The following is a 17,098-nucleotide window of genomic DNA, read 5'->3' on the forward strand; positions in this document are numbered from 1 at the left end:
GGGCGATGTTTTTGGCATCATGGAACAGATCGGACCGTTTGAATATCTTATACAATACCTTATCACCGGTGTTCGGCAGGTTGTAATCATTGATCAGGACAAAAGAGAAATTTTTTCCTCTACGACAATTCTCGATCAAAGACCACTTGCCTGCCCATTCCTCCGGTTTGATGACGAACAGCTTGCCATGTGCACAGTCCATCAGACACGGCCTGATCTTTGCCGCATGTATCTGTGTGAGAGATGCAGAGGGAATGAAAAATCCCATGAACCTTGGGACCCAGTATTAGATTCGGACTTTTCTCTCAACCCCCCTTTAACATATCACATGATTTGACAAACGTAACCCCAGCTGCCCAGTACATTCTCATCCTGATGATGCCACTTTTGATTATTACTATTGTCTTGTCGTTTATCACCCAGGCAAATTCATCTTAGACCAGAATTTTGGGAATCACTTGTAGAACTGCAGCACATCCTCATATTCTTTGTCCTTCATGTGGCAGCGGTCAGGATATGTTGCATCAATGCAGCACGACAAACCGGGGCATTTGAATTTATCCTGGCTCAACCCGATGTTTTTCATACATTCCTGACAGACGGAGGGGCCAATCTTTCTCAGGGAAAAAAGACGCTGACCATCGCCCGAGCCATGGTCGCCCATCCCCATAAGCTCATCCTTGATGAAACGATCAGTAATGTTGATACACGAACAGAGAAAGTTATCCAGAATGGTCTATTTCATCTGCAGGAAGGAAGAACATCGTTTATTATCGCCCATCGGCTCTCCACCATCCGACATGCAGATTGTATTCTGGTCATACATCAGGGAGAGATTATTGAGCGGGGAACCCATACTGAACTGATGGATAAGAAAGGGCTTTACTATAACCTATACATGAACCAGTTCAGAGGGAAACTGAGCGGTATCACCGGAGTATCCTAATATTTCCCCGTTTTTTTCATAGTAATTACTGGAACTTGCATTAACTCCAGGTACTCATTTGAGATCATTTCAAATCCGAAATGTTCATAAAAACCGATATTTTCTTCATTCTGCGTAGTGAGATAACAGTCAATTCCAATTTTCTCCACATGATCAAGAACAGGTCTGATAAGTCGCCCTGCAACACCCTGATTCTGATAATCGGGATGTACACCAAGTACAAAAAGATAGAGGTGAATATAGGGCATCTCTGTCATATGCTTTTTATCAATGTGATGAGAAAACTCCAAAACCCTGTTCATAGCTTCTTTTCCGATCTTCCGCTGAAGTCGTATTCCACCACTGATAAGACCTCTGAAGGTAGTAATCTCTGATTTGTCTGATGGAAGCCATAAGGCGACACCTCTCAAAGGATCCGGGGTAGTATATACCCATCCATATCGCAGGGTATATGTTAATTCAAACCGGAAGAGCTCGGATTGGATGGTATGGCCTTCTCCTTTTTGAGAGAAGAGATAAGCAATTTTTGGATCATTCTCAAAGGCTGATGTGAGGATGTCAGCAGCAACAGTGATTTGTTCTCTCCGTAGGGGCATTAAACCAGGGATTTTACCAGATATCATCGCATTTCATCTCTTCAGAATATCAGTAGCATTCATGAATGGGCTATCCATAGTACTGATCAGAGGGACTGTCAAAAGCACTCTGGATCTGAATCAATTTTTTCAGAGGGACTGATGGATTATGGTACCTCCGTTTATTCCTGTGTTTCTCTTCCAGTTGAATCGCCTCTTTGGGGCAGAGATTGATACATGCCAGACAGAAGAGACAATGATGCTGCCAAACCGGCTTATTGTCAATTATCCGGATGTTATCAGCAGGACAAACCTGATTGCATATACCACATCCATTACAAGTGTCATCAACATGAAACCGGGTATCAATTTCTGAAAGACTCCTGATGAACCGGGGATAAAGCAGGAAATGGAGTAGCTGACTCAGTACAGGAAATCCTGGCATCTCCTTCTTTTCTGCCTGAATGGAGTTTGCGATGTTGGCAAGCAAGCTCTCTGCATCTGAAAGAAGATTTTTTGAGTCTTTTCATCCGGAGCTCCCCCATACGGAATATAATTATCAACCATCCGGACCAGCCATCCTGCCTGAAGTGAAGACCCATTTTTTTTCAGCATCTTGTCAAGTTGAAGAAGGGCATATCTTCCAATACCTCCCGCTGTTGCAACGGCAAAAATATAGGGGACATGAGAGAGGGAGACTCGTGGAATAAATTCTGACAGTATAAATGGTACACCACAGTAATTAACCGGAAATACAAAACCTACCTTATTCGTATCAGGAATCACTACACCCGCCTTTTTCATCCGAATAGGAATCGACTCGATGACCGTGTCACCGAGTTTTTGTGCAAGGAACTCTGCCGCTGCAAGAGAATTTCCGGTTCCCGTAAATACATACAGAGTTGTTGTCATACGTGGGTAATCCACGGCAGAGTTTAAATAAATACTGGCTACTTATCACAGATATACAAATCATAAGATACCACAATATCTATCAGGAAGGAAAAATCTCTGCAGAAACTGCATATTCGAAAAAGCAGGGCCTTCCCATGATTGCATGGGTAATTACATCCCCCTCTATAATGAAGCGATCATCCGGATTATCGGAACATCATTTTAAAGAAGATTCAGGAGACAGGATATCTTGAGAATGAAGAGATAACCGTTAGAAAAAAAGACGGAACTCCTTTTATTGTTGAAGTCTCAAGTCATTATTACTACGATAATGAGGGGAATATCGCGGTGTTGAGGGAATTTTCAAAGATATTTCTTTGAGAAAGGAGATTGATATGGTACTTATGGATAAGAACATCTTGAGACGATAATTCAGAATGCACCATTCGGCATCCATAGTTATAAACTTCTGGACGATAAACGTTTAATCTTTACCGGATCCAACACGGCAGCGGATACCATTCTTGGGATTGATAATAACAGATTTATTGGGAAACCAATTGAAGAGGCATTTCCGGAATTGGCAAAAACGAATATACCGGACCTGTACCGGCAGGTAGTACGCACTGGAGAAAGAGTCAGAAAAAGACAGGTTAATGATGATGGGCAGAATATCGTGAGTGCAATATTTAAGGTAACGGCATTTCAGACCGGAAAAAATGCGATGGCGGTTTTTTTCCAGATAGTGCCAACAGATAATCATTAAAATTTATCAACCATTTATATCTGAATCTCTCCACCCAGAACCGAAAAAGGCAAAATAGCCCTGCCATCCGATATGAAGTACAACCGGTGTGTTATCATGGCTGGAATTATATCTGAACTGATTTGAAAGTCGAGAGTGATGGTGGGATTATCTCTATCATCACCCTGTGAAAGAGCTTTTTGAAGATTATCTTTTTCTAAAACATGGATACTTCTCCGGTTTCCTTATTAAGCACTTCAACTCGTGTCAAAGTTAATTCATCTTCTCCAAACCGTGAAGTTTCAAGGACATATGACAGGGTAACCAGATCTCCATTCTCCGAAATGCTGATAAGTGAAGAAACTGACAGAGATATATTTCGAATATCATGTTCTTCCGGTAAAGGGCTATGACGGGTGGAAGTAGTAAGAAGAATACCCGCAACAATAATCGCAACGATAATAAATCCCAAACCAGTAAGATATACTACTTTTTTATTCATACCTTCCTCCGGATTACGCAGTTACGACAGTACAAGCCCTTTCATGAAACCAGCACAGAAAATGAATAATTGAGAGATCATTATCCATCCCTTCCATAATGCAATGTGAATAATCCGACATACTCATCTCCGTAACAGGTCGAATCAGAGCGAAGAGAGAATTCCGGTTCAAGAACCTGACTGAACAGATCTAACCACTCTTTTCGAAGCATATGATAATCGGTTCTGATCCCTCTCGGTTCAGATAAAATTGATACAACCTCAGTCATGAGGAACGAATCGATACAGTCAGTGACAACCTCAACCGGGGCATCATGAGCAAAAACAAAATCCATGATCCTCCCATATGACTGATACACCGAAACCGCAAGTTCCGGGGAATACATCTCCGGTGTATCATTATTCGCATCCAGTTCAAACAGAAGAAAGTGGCTAATCCATGGCTTTAACCTTGAGAGATGAATTCGTTTATCCTCAACCGGCATATGATGATATGCAAGAGAACTCATCGCAATATCGTAATGTCTGTCAAACGATAATGAACAATCCTGAATCCTAGCATTATCCGTTGAAATAATCACATCAGGAAAGGCACTCCTCACCTTTTCTGTTGCCATGGAGATCATCGCCGGAGATGGATCAATGAGCAGGACCTCACCAATTTCCGGCACTTTCTTAGATTCCATGAGATGAGCCAGGAGACGGCAGGTAAGTGCACCATCTCCACATCCTATATCCATGAAGCGAATCGGATGATCGAATTCCGGAATCGAATGAGAAAACTGCTCGATATTCTTTCGGTTTTTTTCCGGCTTGAACAATTTCACGGACCAGGTGAGTCCAGAGTTCTATTTCCTGTTTTGAAAGGAAGGCATATTTTTACCAATGAAAGGAATGTAAGATTTTCAGCGTATCTCTGCACTACATAGGTTCTCTATACCCACGGCCACATACCCGGTTATCTCCTCTTTTTCGTTCCGTAATGCCCGGGTATTCCAGGTGATAGTATGCAGTCTTCCATTTTTTGCATGTATCTGTGTCTTCAAATTTGAAAAATAACTATCATCAGAAATGATATGAACAATTTCACTGGTTATCTCTTTCCGATATGAAGCATCGGGATACAGGGATTTCCATATCCACTTTTTTCCGACCACCTCATCGGCTGTATAACCGCTTATCTCTTCAGCGGCCTTATTCCAGATGACAATATTTGTTTCCTTGTCCAGAACCATGATCCATACCAGGGCATTCTGAATGACACTCTCAAGGTATTGCTTGATTGAGTGCAGCTCTTCCTGGGCTTTCTTCTGATCTGAAATATCCTCCAGTATCTCAACTGCCCCGATGATCCCACCATCTTCATTTCTTATAGGAGCTGCAGTAAAATAGAGCCATTTTCCATGCGTACCAAGAGACGGGAAGAAATCAACCGCCTCATAGGCTCCAGGTATTAATTTTGATGGGGAGTATTTACCGGCATACCACTTTTCAATCTGATCAGGAACATTATCAACCAGCAGGTCTGCAAGACAAGGCCTCTCTTCTTTATAAAAAGCCCGCCATTGCTGCGTGGATCCAACGATCTCTGAAGAAGAGATGCCACTATGCTTGGAAAGTGCCAGGTTCCAGAACATAAGTTTATGATCTTTATCAATCACGAATGCCGGAACCGGAGATTCGTGAATAACTGCGTTCAATATGAGACCCTCCTGTTCCAGTTTCCGGTAGGCTTCTTTCTGCTCTGTGATATCCTCAAGGGTTTCTACTGCACCAATGATCTCTCCATCCTCATTTCTGATGAGGGCAGCAGTAAAATAGAGCCATTTTCCTGACTCTCCCATCCGGGGAAAATAATCAACCGCCTCATAGGCATCTTTCACCAGGCCAGACCGGGAATATGTCCCCTTATACCATTGTGCTATTTTATCCTCCTGACCATCCACAAGAAGATCTGCAAGGCATGGCCTTTCGTTGAGATAAAATGCCATCCAATGATTTTTGGTTCCGATAACCCTGGATGAGGGAATACCACTGTACGCTGCAAGAGCCTCATTCCAATGAGTCACAATATGGTTTTTATCAATTACAAACTGAGGAATAGGATTGCCCTGAATAACCGCCTCAAGTTTGGATTTACTCTCGATAAGTTCTCTCTGTGCTCTCTTTTCATCGGTGATGTCCCGTGCAACAATAGTAAAGCCGGATATGGTATCATCTTCATCCAGACGAATTGACATTTTGGCACTATATGACCGATTCTCTCCTGACACATGCATGTCATAGTATATTTGTTCGGTTCGACCGCTTACAATCACCGCATTCATCGCAGATCCTAAAAGATCAGACAGATCAGGCGGGAGTATCTCACGATAATGATGCCCGATAAACTGTTCGGGAGGAATAAAATATTGCCCGGTATTTTCATTATAGGCATCAAGAAATACACCCTGTGTATCCAGAGTCAGGACCAGATCATCCATCGAAGCGAGCGTAGAACGAAGTTTTTCCTCACTTTGGCGAAGTGCCTTCTCACTCTGGGAGATAGCAATGTATTGATGACGCAATTCCTCCTCTGTTGCCAGTATCTCCTCATATGATGCCCCCAAATCCTCTGTTTTTCTTTCTAATTCATTCAGAATTCGTTTATGCTCGGAGATATCACGAATGATCGACAAAAGAAGATAATTTCCCTTTACTTCGATTCTGTTTAGACTCACTTCTACTGGAATAAACGTTCCGTCTGTTTTTTTAAGTTTCCATTCAAAAAACCGGGGATTACCATCAAGAGCTTCCTGTATCAGAATACCTGCCTTATCGATGGATAATGTATTGTCATCCTGATATTCCGGAGAGAAAGCAACCGGGCTCTTCCCAATGATATCCTTCATATCCGCTGACAACAGTTCTTCAGTGCGGTGATTACATTCGATGATCCGGTTGCCATCCATGAGAAATATGGCATCCTGTGCTGCCTCAAAGAGAGTATGATATAATGTCTCACTGTAAATAAGATCCGCTTCTGCTTTTCGTTGCCGCACAATCTGTTCAATATTATTTTTAAGTTCTGCAAACTGAGAATGGGGGTCTCCTCCCTTTTGGAGGTATAAATCAGCTCCTTCTTTCAAAGCCTCAATGACGATCTCTTCACGACCCCTTCCGGTAAAAATTATGAAGGGGATCGTTTTGTTATCTCTTCTGACCGCCTTTAAAAATTCAATTCCATCCATTCCGGGCATCTGGTAATCAGATATGATCGCATCAAAGGCCCCAGAAGTAAGAAGACTTAGACCTTCCAAAGCTGAAGTCGATGTGGTAACCTGCATATCTCCTGAACGTTGCAGAAACAATCTGCATATGTCAAGAAGCACTGGCTCATCATCCACATAGAGTACTGATATCATAGATGATTCCAAATTGTGAATGCATACCTGCAATTCAACTGATACACACATATAATCATTTACAGGGTTTAAAATATCTGCTATCTCAAAAGAGTGCTAAAAAAGAATTTCTAATTTTATTTTTATGTTGAAATATTTACTCAAAAAATATTAAAATGGAAAATATACTCCTTCCATCCAATCAGAATTGTATATGATATCCTTTCAGATACTCAGCACTATAAATATGATTAGGAGGAGATGTATTCCCATTCTTCGATTCAGATATACAATCACCGATAAGAAAAGGAGTAATAAAATAGAATGGTTAAGTTACTCACATTCGATAAAGGGAAAGTTACCGGCACTCATTCAATTGCTGATGCGTGTAGGAGACTTTCTTCGCTCCTGATGCGAGGAGATTTAGGTCTTGCAATTGCTGATATCGTCCTTACATACTCACCCAACGATCTGAAACAGATGAAAGTGAATTTTTCTGGAAAGATCGATTCACTCTCTCCGGATTATAAAAAAGAACTTGAAGAGACGATTGCTGTATTCCTTGACGGAACATACCAGAACATCCGACTCATGAACCAGCAGGGTTCGTTTGCAACGATTCAGGAACCAGTTTCAGATCAAGCGAAAGAATACTGGATGATGGTTGCAGACCGATGCTCAACCGGAGATATACCTGGAAACCGACTTCGTTTTTTAAAATTTCTCCTTTCAGGTTTTTGTATGTTCGTCCAGGAGATACCAGGTCATCCGGTTGGCATGCCCTTCCCCGGAGGAGATAAAGTCGATTTCATAGACGGGAAGTATTATTGCCCGGTCCGAACCAAGTCACATGATGTTGATGCAGCCCTTTGCCCGTTTTGCCCGGCAGAACAGACCCCGGATATCGGATATCTCAAGCCACCAATAAAGGGAAGTAAACATCGAAAGCAGGAGTATATTAAGAATATCTACGATTATCATCATTTTAACGGGTAAATCGGAGCAGTTCTCATATTCATTTCTGCTAATTGGAGGAGGAATAATTGGTAAGATACTCATTCTCCCTTTCCATAGCTTCTCTCATCCGACTCTCAATAAGCGGTGCATTCTTCCTGCGATAACCCGGAACACCGTGTCTTGAAAAGTTAGAAAAGCAAAGTCTTATTTCTTATACAAGTCCATATACGACAGATATCATGAGCGAAGAAGATATTACCAACGCAGAAATAGATGCGGCTGTCAGGAGTATGCCCTGGTGGCTCGTTCTTGTCTGGGGAATAATGGCTATCATAATTGGTCTGATGTTTATCACTACTCCCCTGATCACCACCTATTACCTGGTTCTATTCATGGGAGTATACTGGTTTGTTGGAGGAATATTCACCCTTGCGAGTTTGTTCAGTGATAAAACAAACATGGGATGGAAGATTTTTCTTGCAATCATCAGTATCCTCGCTGGAATCGCAATCATGGCACAACCCCTGTTTGGATCAATTATTGTCGTGACAATGCTGGTGTTTTTCATCGGATTCTGGGGTATACTCATTGGTGGAACAAAACTCTATGAAGCGATGCGATCAAAAGATGCCGGAGCAGGTATTCTTGGAGCACTCAGTATTGTCTTTGGTATCATCCTACTCATCTTCCCATGGGGAGCAGCACTTGCTCTTCCACTGATTGCTGGAGCATTTGCATTACTTGCGGGGATATGTTCTGTAGGAGTGGCTTTTCAGGTCAAGAAGGCACAGGCCTGAACCCTCTCCTTTTTTTTCGGAATTTTTTAAAATATTAACCAGCCTTTTTTCTTGATTTCAACTATGCATTATTTTTCGGTGAGAAAAGATAAAAGAGGGTTTTTATGGTACCCGTGTCCAGGTCCCTGCAGCAACGACCGAGTCATTATCAGTAACATGGCCATAGATAGCATACATGAAATCATCAGAAATTAATTCGCATGAGGTAAAAACATCCATATCGGCAAAGTGAACTGTTTTATCATCAAGACCGATTACTCCGATAATTGTCTCATTTAATCCTTTGTCAGATGAGAATTCGCAATATAACACACGGCCTTCCTGCTCAGTGATCTCTGCATGAGCAGTGAGGTTGCTAAACTTTCCTTCGTGATGCGTGAAATCACCACTTTTATCCTCTTACATTAAAACTGCCCCCTTTGACTCGACAATCCAGTAACCAACCAGACTGGGGATGTCTGAAGGATCTTCATCAACAGCAGGCTGATAAGCAATACCACACGAACATCCTATAATAAATAGGATAATAACAAAAACCAGACTTGTTCTCATACAAATTTTCACAGTTTCCTATTGTTTTTGGATATAATAATCCTTTACACCTTTGATCAATGAAATAGTATATACTCAAAATCTCCTGATTCCAGGTAGAAAACCGATCCTATTATACCCACAAAAATTAATCATGCTATGTTCACATATGAAATTTTTCAGGGTTTTGATCAGTATTCTCTGTCTCGTTTTGATATGCGGGACAGGATTTGCGGATAACAGGAATGATGCATCAGAGTACACCATTGCTATCCATGAAAAAATGAATGACACTCCAGCCTGGGATAACAATGATGAAGATTTTGATTTTGCAACCAGGGGTTTTATTGCGACGGATGATCCGCTGACTATCCCTTCGGTATATCCCGGGTATATTTCATGGGACATGGAGGCATATAAATATCTGAATAATGATACCCGTCCGGATACGATTAACCCGCTTTTGTATAGACAGAGCCAGTTGAATAACATCAACGGTCTGTTTGAAGTCACCGATGGGATATACCAGGTAAGGGGATATGATGTCACCAGTATGAGCCTTATCAAAGGAGATACCGGTTGGATAGTCATTGACCCGATGACTTCCGTGGAAACTGCACAAGCTGCAATGGAACTCGTGAATAGATCACTTGGAGATTTTCCCGTTAAAGCCGTCATCTATTCTCACCCCCATGCTGATCACTACCAGGGCGTAAAGGGAGTCATTACCGAGGAGGAAGTAAAGACGGGTGATGTCCAGATCATCGCACCCGAGCATTTTATGGAGCATGCTCTCAGTGAAAATGTATATGCAGGCAATGCCATGCAACGAAGAGCGACCTACCAGTACGGTATTCAGCTTCCAAAGGATGCAAAAGGGAATGTCGATATAGGTCTTGGGAAAAGTCCATCTGTTGGAGTTGCTTCACTCATCGCTCCTACCATTGATATCACCCATACCGGACAGAAGGTCTCCATTGATGGAATAGACATGGAATTCCATCTGACAACAAATACCGAAGCACCGGTAGAACTTGACATATGGTTCCCCCAGAAAAAAGCCCTCCTGATGGCAGAAGACTGCACGGCAACGCTCCATAATGTTCTGACACTCCGTGGAGCACAGGTCAGGGATCCGCTCGCCTGGGCAAATGCTCTTGATGAAGCCAGGCAGTTATACGGAGATCAAGCTGAGGTGGTCTTCTGTTCCCATCACTGGCCCAGATTCGGGAATGATAAAGTTATAGAACTCCTCGAAAACCAGAGGGATTTATACAAATACATCAACGACCAAACCCTGAATCTCATCAACAAAGGATATACCATGGATGAGATCGCGAGTATGATTGAACCTCCCGAATCTCTCAGGGAATTCTGGTACACTTACGGATTTTATGGCCAGATCTACATGGGAGTCAAAGCGACCTACCAGAAATATCTGGGCTTTTATGATGGCAATCCGATTAACTTAAAACGCCTTCCACCGGAGGAATTTGCCTCATACATGACCGAATACATGGGAGGGGCTGAGTCCACTATGATCCGGCTGCAGGAGCATTATGATGCTGGGGAGTATGAACTGGTTGCCTCAATTGCACATTACCTCGTCTTTGCCGATCCAACCAATATGGCTGCACGGGAGATAGAAGCTGCTGCACTTGAACAACTCGGATATCAGACAGAGTCAGGAACTGCACGAAATGCATACCTGTCAGCAGCCCAGGATCTCAGACGGGAAGAGCCGATAAAAGAGATGAGCGGGATTTCCGAAGATATTATGAAGGCCATGACCATGAGCCAGTTACTTGATTATATCTCTGTCAGGGTTAACAAGGAAAAAGTCAACGGTGAGAATTACCAGATGAATTTAATATTATCAGACTCCGGAGACAAGGCTTTGATACAAGTAAAAAATGATGTGCTTGTCTATCGGGTTGATGTACAATCATCCGAAGCAGATGTAACGGTGACCATGCCTCGAAAGACCCTTGAACAACTTGCCCTCAATCCGACACTTGCACTGGAAGATGTCACCGTAACCGGAGATTCAGGTTTGTTTGACCGGTTTGTCAGTATGCTTGATGTATTTGATCCAGGGTTCAATATTGTCCTTCCCTAACTTTTCCTTTTTTCCAGGATAATAACAACCTTTATCCCAACTCACTACAGAATCACAATTATTCTCTCTCGAAATAATGTGATTCATGATTCGGTGTGTGAAATTAAAACGTAACAGAGGTACCATGGATGAAAACCGTCTTTGTTCGGCAGGAGCGATGTGTCGGGTGCAGGCATTGTGAGGTTGCCTGTGCGATTGCACATTCGCAAAGTAAGAGTCTGATTCCGGCAATCTTGGAAGAAATGAAGTCTTACCCACGCATCTTTGTAGAGGCTGTTGACAATTATCTGAAATTTCCGAACCGGTGCAGACATTGCGACCCTGCCCCCTGTATGCAGGTCTGTCCGACCGGATCACTCAGCCGGGATGAAAGTACCGGTTCTGTTCTTGTTGATTACCTGAAATGTATCAGGTGTGGTGTCTGTGCCATGGCCTGCCCTTTTGGAATTATTGAGTTCCGGAAGGTTATCAAGCCAGCACCGGATCGGGAAGTCAATGCAAAATGTGACAATTGTATCGAAAGGCTTGGAGAAGGAAAAATTCCGGCATGTGCAGAGGCATGTAAGACAGGTGCTCTGGAATTTGGTGAGATCAATGATCTTATCCGGGTAGCGAGGAGTGATTTTACAACCCAAATGATCACATCACGGGGAGCTGAAATCGAAGTCCCCGTCATTCCAGAGAACATCAGAGCATTTCAGGCAGTAATGGAAAGACTTGCATCATTATCATAAGAGGAGGGTGGACATATGACAGAACAGGATATAAGAATAGAAGCGGAAAGGAGAGCATCAGACCGGACCGACCAGGAGATAATCAGGAAAACATTGGACGAGGGTGTTCAGACCGTCTGGGATAGATTTGCCCTTCAACAGCCTCAGTGCGGGTTTGGGCAACTTGGAGTCTGCTGTAATAATTGTGCCATGGGCCCCTGCAGAATAGATCCATTCGGTGGAAAGACTTCCCTTGGGGTATGTGGTGCGAATGTGGACACCATTGTTGCACGGAATCTTCTTGATGACTTAAGTGTGGGAGCTGCTGCCCATTCAGATCATGGAAGGGAAGTTGTTCAGGTTCTGCTTGAAACTGCTGAAGGACATGGACAAGGCTACCAGATCAAGGATGTTGAAAAATTACACCGGCTCGCAACCGAATACGGAATTCAGACAGATGGGCGGAGTCCAAACGATATAGCAAAAGATCTTGCTCTTGGTATCCTTGAAGAATTTGGTACTATTAAAAACAGGATCCAGTTGGCGGAACTGGCCCCGGATAAGACGAAAGATATCTGGAGAAAAACCGGGATCATGCCCAGAAGTATTGATCGTGAAATCGTGGAGGCAATGCATCGCATTCACATGGGAGTTGATGCGGATTATGTGAATCTGCTCCTACATGCGATGAGAACGTCGCTCTCTGACGGATGGGGAGGTTCCATGGCAGCAACGGAATGTTCAGACATCTTGTTTGGCACTCCAACTCCGCTCACATCAATCACAAACCTTGCTACCCTGAGCAGGGATAAGGTCAATATTGTCCTTCATGGCCATAATCCCCTGCTCTCTCAGATGATAGTCAATGTCGCAGAAGAACCTGACCTGAAAAAAATGGCTGAGGAAAAGGGAGCAAAAGGGATCAATCTTGTTGGCATGTGCTGTACCGGCAATGAACTCCTCATGAGAAGCGGCATTCCGCTTGCCGGTTCATTCTTTGATCAGGAACTTGCCATTGCAACCGGGGCAGTCGAGGCAATGGTTGTTGATTATCAATGTATATATCACTCCATTCCGCTGACAGCCAGTTGTTACCATACCAAAGTAATTACAACCAGCACCAAGGGAAAGATCTCTGGAACTATATACAAAGAATTCAGACCAGAAAATGCCCGAGATACCGCTCATGAGATAATAAAACTGGCAATAGAGAACTTCCCGAACAGAAATCCTGACCGGGTCAGAATCCCTGAACGGCCTATGAAAGTAATGGCAGGATTCTCTGAAGAGACGATCAGAAAAGCTCTTGGAGGAACCTACAAACCACTCATCGATGCCATCGTTGCCGGTACAATCAAAGGATGTGTGGGTATTGTCGGATGTAATAATCCACGGATTAAACAGGACTATGGGCATATAACCCTTGCAAAGGAACTTATCAAACGCAATATCCTGGTTGTCGAGACCGGATGCTCAGCCATTGCCTGCGGAAAAGCAGGCCTATTAGTTCCCGAAGCAGCAGATCTCGCTGGAGAAGGACTTGCATCAGTGTGCAGGCTACTTGGTATTCCTCCAGTCCTGCATATGGGATCCTGTGTTGACTGTTCTAGAATTCTGGTATTAGCGGCCAATATTGCGAAAGAGCTCGGAGTTGGAATCGGGGATCTCCCAATCGGTGGAGCAGCTCCGGAATGGTACTCTCAGAAAGCCATCTCAATCGGGACCTACTTTGTTTCATCCGGTGTCTATACAGTTCTTGGTATACCGCCGAAGATCTTCGGCAGTAGCAATGTTCTGAATCTGCTCGCAGACGGAGTAAAGGGGATTACAAATTCTGCATTCGCGGTTGAACCAGATCCCCTGAAGACCGCTGATCTCCTTGAAGCAGAGATCAACCGGAAGAGAAAGGCACTAAACATTTAACCTTCCTTTTGGAGAGCATAATGGATGAAAAGAGGCTTGACGAAATTATTGAAAAATATCCCTATCCTGCTGGCAGAACGTTAGGAGTTTTACGGGAAATTCAGATACAGGAAAGACACATCCCCATGGATACCCTGAAACTGGTATCTGAAAAACTGGACCTCCCTTTATCCGAGCTCTTTGCTCTTGTCACCTTTTACTCATTTTTCAGTCTGAAACCGGTTGGAGAGCACCTAATCACCGTCTGTATGGGAACCCCCTGCCATGTGAAAGGAGCAGAAAAAATATTAGAGACACTGGAAGAACATCTTGGGTTATCAGGAGAGGTACAGGACGGCAAGTATCTTCAGACAACACCTGATAACAAGTTCACGGTTGAGATTGCCCGGTGTTTTGGTGCATGCAGCATGGCTCCGGTGCTCCATGTTGACGGTGAACTGCATGGATATGTAACCCCTGAAAGAATCCCGGAGATATTAGAGATGTACGGGTGGAAGCGATGAGGATTCAGACATCCGAAGATCTAGACTCCATTCGGAAAAAAGGGCTGCAAAAGATCCAGCCGGGGAGGCTTAGGATCGGAGTAGGGACATCATCATGCGGGATAGCAGTCGGAGGCATGGCCCTGTATAACCTGCTGGATGAGATAATTCAGACGAAAAACCTTGATATCTCTCTCGTTAAGACCGGATGTATCGGGTTTTGCAAAGAGGAGCCGATTGTATCAGTAAGCATCCCCGGAAAAGCCCTTGTTTTACTTCGGAAGGTGAAACCAGATGATGTAGAGAGAATTATCTCTCTCGCTCTTCATGGTGATGTTCCATCTGATCGAGTGCTCTGTACAATTTCCGACTGGGACCATATCACCGGAAACCTTGTCTATGGGAATGAGTTCGATACTTTTCCAGAATATGGAGAGATACCCTTCTTCGCTCATCAGAAAAAAGTGATCCTTCGGGACAGCGGCCTTATTAATCCTGAGGACATTGACGAGTATATCGGTATTGGCGGATATTTTGCAGCATATAAGGCACTCACCAGTATGAAACCTGATGCTATCATCGATGAGGTAAAGCGATCGGGCCTTCGGGGGCGGGGAGGAGCAGGATTCCCTGCGGGTCTGAAATGGGAGATCACAAAAAAAGCACCAGGAGAAGAGAAATTTATCGTCTGCAATGCCGATGAAGGGGACCCTGGGGCCTACATGAACCGAAACGAGATGGAAAGTGATCCCCACATGCTTCTTGAGGGGATGCTCATCGGGGCATATGCCATGGGAGTTTCTGAGGGACTGATTTACATCCGGGCTGAGTACCCTCTCGCCATTGAACGTCTCATGCTGGCACTTGACCAGGCACGAACCTATGGGTTACTTGGGAAAAATATCTTCAATACAGGATTTGATTTTGATATCCGGATAGCGACCGGTGCAGGGGCCTTTGTCTGTGGAGAATCAACCGCTCTTGCAGCATCCATCGAAGGGAAAACCGGCCGACCACGCCTCCGCCCTCCACGACTTACCGAGAAAGGAGTCTTTGGAAAGCCGACTGATCTGAATAATGTTGAGACATGGTGTAATGTCCCGGTTATCATAGCCAAAGGAGCGTTATGGTATTCATCCATCGGTGCAAAAGGAAACACCGGAACCAAGGTCTTTTCACTCGTCGGAAAGGTTGATAATATCGGTATGGTAGAGGTCCCTCTGGGAACATCCCTGCATTCGATCATCTATGATATCGGAAACGGGGGAGCATTGGGAAAAGAGGTGAAGGCAGTCCAGACCGGGGGTCCATCAGGAGGGTGCATCCCGGTCAGACTCTTTGATACACCGGTTGATTTTGAAAGCCTGAATCAGGTTGGGACTATGATGGGATCAGGCGGTCTTGTGGTGATGGATGAGGATACCAACATGGTTGACATTGCCCGGTACTTTATCAATTTCGCTTCAGGTGAGTCATGCGGAAAATGTGTCCCCTGCCGGGAAGGTCTCAAACACATGCTTCTTATCCTGAATCGTATTGTCGCCGGTAAAGGCACCCGCCAGGATATCGGGCTGCTCAGAGAACTGGCTGAAACGGTTCAGAAGACATCACTCTGTGGCCTTGGACAGACTGCACCAAATCCGGTTCTGACCACGATGCAGTATTTTAAAGAGGAGTATGATGACCTCATCTCGCCGGAGGCCTGATATGTCACTCTTCGGATCCGTGAACCGGATGGTTACCATCACCATTAATAAAAATCAGTATTTGGCTGAAGAGGGAGAGATATTCCTTCTCACCGCTTTGAGGCTGAATATTGACATCCCTCACCTCTGCTATGAAAAAGCCCTGGAACCATATGGTGCCTGTCGTCTTTGTATGGTTGATGTGGTCACCTGTGGAAAGACAACAATGACTCCCGCATGCACCATCAAAGTTCACAATGGCCTTGAAATCCTGACCGACACTCCGGAGATCATAAAACACCGACGCCTGCTCTTTGAACTCTACCTTGCAGAAGCACCAAAATCAGAGGTAATCAGGGAGATGGCAGCGAAATACGGAGTCACAAAGACGCGGTTTCTCAAGAAGATTGTTCATGATGACCCGCTATTCGGAAAATGCATATTATGTGGATTATGTGTCCGGGTGTGTAATGAAATCATGGGCACAAGTGCCATTAATTTCATAAACCGGGGGCCATACACGGTTATCAATACGCCGTTTTTTGAACACAATCCGGACTGTGCAGGGTGTGCTGCCTGTGCTCAGGTATGTCCGACGAAAGCGATAGTGTTTGAAGATAGTGATGCAGAACGGATCATGCAATCATGGTCCGGAACAGCCGTCCCTCTTGCAACATGTTCATCATGCAAGAAGTCATATGCACCGGAGAAACTCATGGACAAGGTGCTGGACAAACTCGACCCTGCAATTATCGAAGAGCTACGAACCCTGTGCCCTGAATGCAGGCGCAAATACATCACCAGAATGGAGATCGGGAGAATCCCAAGGTCATAATATCATGGAAC

Annotated in this window: 15 protein-coding genes and 2 pseudogenes; 11 read left to right on the top strand and 6 right to left on the bottom strand. The window is 44.1% G+C overall.

Annotation, left to right across the window (positions count from 1 at the left end; translation table 11 throughout):
• The first annotated feature begins 19 nt into the window (after nucleotides 1-19).
• On the top strand, nucleotides 20-337 hold the full coding sequence (locus MHUN_RS19975; protein WP_394296013.1) for a hypothetical protein: 318 nt from the start codon (nucleotides 20-22) through the stop codon (nucleotides 335-337).
• Between the two features lie 162 nt (nucleotides 338-499).
• Entirely contained in the window at nucleotides 500-946 is a 447-nt protein-coding gene (locus MHUN_RS06625; protein ID WP_048067338.1) for a hypothetical protein, read from the top strand.
• On the opposite strand, the gene MHUN_RS06630 is transcribed toward MHUN_RS06625, so the two are convergent.
• Together MHUN_RS06630 and MHUN_RS19980 are read right to left on the bottom strand one after the other, a co-directional pair.
• Nucleotides 943-1,569, bottom strand: coding sequence for a GNAT family N-acetyltransferase (locus tag MHUN_RS06630; RefSeq protein ID WP_011448282.1), 627 nt, complete (start codon nucleotides 1,567-1,569; stop codon nucleotides 943-945). The genes MHUN_RS06625 and MHUN_RS06630 overlap by 4 nt on opposite strands.
• 43 nt (nucleotides 1,570-1,612) lie before the next feature.
• Nucleotides 1,613-2,433: pseudogene (locus tag MHUN_RS19980) on the bottom strand (EFR1 family ferrodoxin).
• Between the two features lie 406 nt (nucleotides 2,434-2,839).
• Between MHUN_RS19980 and MHUN_RS18210 the strand changes: the two are divergent.
• Nucleotides 2,840-3,181, top strand: a pseudogene (locus MHUN_RS18210) (PAS domain-containing protein); the annotation flags it as partial.
• 196 nt (nucleotides 3,182-3,377) lie between these two features.
• Here the strand turns inward: MHUN_RS18210 and MHUN_RS06650 are convergent.
• From MHUN_RS06650 to MHUN_RS17355, 3 genes are all read right to left on the bottom strand, one after another.
• Complete coding sequence (locus tag MHUN_RS06650; RefSeq protein ID WP_011448285.1) at nucleotides 3,378-3,662, bottom strand: hypothetical protein; 285 nt, start codon at nucleotides 3,660-3,662, stop codon at nucleotides 3,378-3,380.
• A gap of 80 nt (nucleotides 3,663-3,742) precedes the next feature.
• The gene (locus MHUN_RS06655; protein WP_158498182.1) at nucleotides 3,743-4,489 is read right to left on the bottom strand and encodes a class I SAM-dependent methyltransferase; all 747 of its coding nucleotides are present in this window, start codon (nucleotides 4,487-4,489) and stop codon (nucleotides 3,743-3,745) included.
• A gap of 78 nt (nucleotides 4,490-4,567) precedes the next feature.
• Complete coding sequence (locus MHUN_RS17355) at nucleotides 4,568-7,066, bottom strand: PAS domain S-box protein (protein ID WP_052288829.1); 2,499 nt, start codon at nucleotides 7,064-7,066, stop codon at nucleotides 4,568-4,570.
• A gap of 303 nt (nucleotides 7,067-7,369) precedes the next feature.
• On the opposite strand from MHUN_RS17355, the gene MHUN_RS06665 reads away from it, so the two are divergent.
• Together MHUN_RS06665 and MHUN_RS06670 are read left to right on the top strand one after the other, a co-directional pair.
• Nucleotides 7,370-8,041 carry a DUF2115 domain-containing protein gene (locus MHUN_RS06665; protein ID WP_011448288.1) on the top strand — a complete coding sequence of 224 codons (672 nt, stop codon included), beginning with the start codon at nucleotides 7,370-7,372 and terminating at the stop codon, nucleotides 8,039-8,041.
• 200 nt (nucleotides 8,042-8,241) lie between these two features.
• Nucleotides 8,242-8,799 (top strand): HdeD family acid-resistance protein, encoded by a 558-nt coding sequence (locus MHUN_RS06670; RefSeq protein WP_011448289.1) that lies wholly within the window; start codon nucleotides 8,242-8,244, stop codon nucleotides 8,797-8,799.
• Nucleotides 8,800-8,901: 102 nt separating this feature from the next.
• On the opposite strand, the gene MHUN_RS06675 is transcribed toward MHUN_RS06670, so the two are convergent.
• A complete protein-coding gene (locus MHUN_RS06675) occupies nucleotides 8,902-9,111 on the bottom strand; it encodes a hypothetical protein (protein ID WP_048067342.1) in 210 nt (69 codons plus the stop codon).
• 388 nt (nucleotides 9,112-9,499) lie between these two features.
• Between MHUN_RS06675 and MHUN_RS06680 the strand changes: the two genes are divergently transcribed.
• The 6 genes from MHUN_RS06680 (at nucleotide 9,500) to MHUN_RS06705 (ending at nucleotide 17,087) form a co-directional block, all read left to right on the top strand.
• Entirely contained in the window at nucleotides 9,500-11,449 is a 1,950-nt protein-coding gene (locus MHUN_RS06680) for an alkyl/aryl-sulfatase (RefSeq protein ID WP_204223039.1), read from the top strand.
• A 128-nt stretch (nucleotides 11,450-11,577) separates the two neighbouring features.
• On the top strand, nucleotides 11,578-12,183 hold the full coding sequence (locus tag MHUN_RS06685) for a 4Fe-4S dicluster domain-containing protein (protein ID WP_011448291.1): 606 nt from the start codon (nucleotides 11,578-11,580) through the stop codon (nucleotides 12,181-12,183).
• A 15-nt stretch (nucleotides 12,184-12,198) separates the two neighbouring features.
• Nucleotides 12,199-14,085, top strand: a complete 1,887-nt coding sequence (gene cooS, locus MHUN_RS06690; RefSeq protein WP_011448292.1) for an anaerobic carbon-monoxide dehydrogenase catalytic subunit — start codon at nucleotides 12,199-12,201, stop codon at nucleotides 14,083-14,085.
• A 20-nt stretch (nucleotides 14,086-14,105) separates the two neighbouring features.
• On the top strand, nucleotides 14,106-14,588 hold the full coding sequence (locus tag MHUN_RS06695) for a complex I 24 kDa subunit family protein (protein WP_011448293.1): 483 nt from the start codon (nucleotides 14,106-14,108) through the stop codon (nucleotides 14,586-14,588).
• Complete coding sequence (locus tag MHUN_RS06700) at nucleotides 14,585-16,273, top strand: NuoF family protein (RefSeq protein WP_011448294.1); 1,689 nt, start codon at nucleotides 14,585-14,587, stop codon at nucleotides 16,271-16,273. Before MHUN_RS06695 ends, MHUN_RS06700 begins: the two co-directional genes overlap by 4 nt.
• Nucleotides 16,245-17,087, top strand: coding sequence for a 2Fe-2S iron-sulfur cluster-binding protein (locus MHUN_RS06705; RefSeq protein ID WP_239441583.1), 843 nt, complete (start codon nucleotides 16,245-16,247; stop codon nucleotides 17,085-17,087). Before MHUN_RS06700 ends, MHUN_RS06705 begins: the two co-directional genes overlap by 29 nt.
• Nucleotides 17,088-17,098 lie beyond the last annotated feature (11 nt).

Source organism: Methanospirillum hungatei JF-1 (genome assembly GCF_000013445.1).
GTDB lineage: Archaea > Halobacteriota > Methanomicrobia > Methanomicrobiales > Methanospirillaceae > Methanospirillum > Methanospirillum hungatei.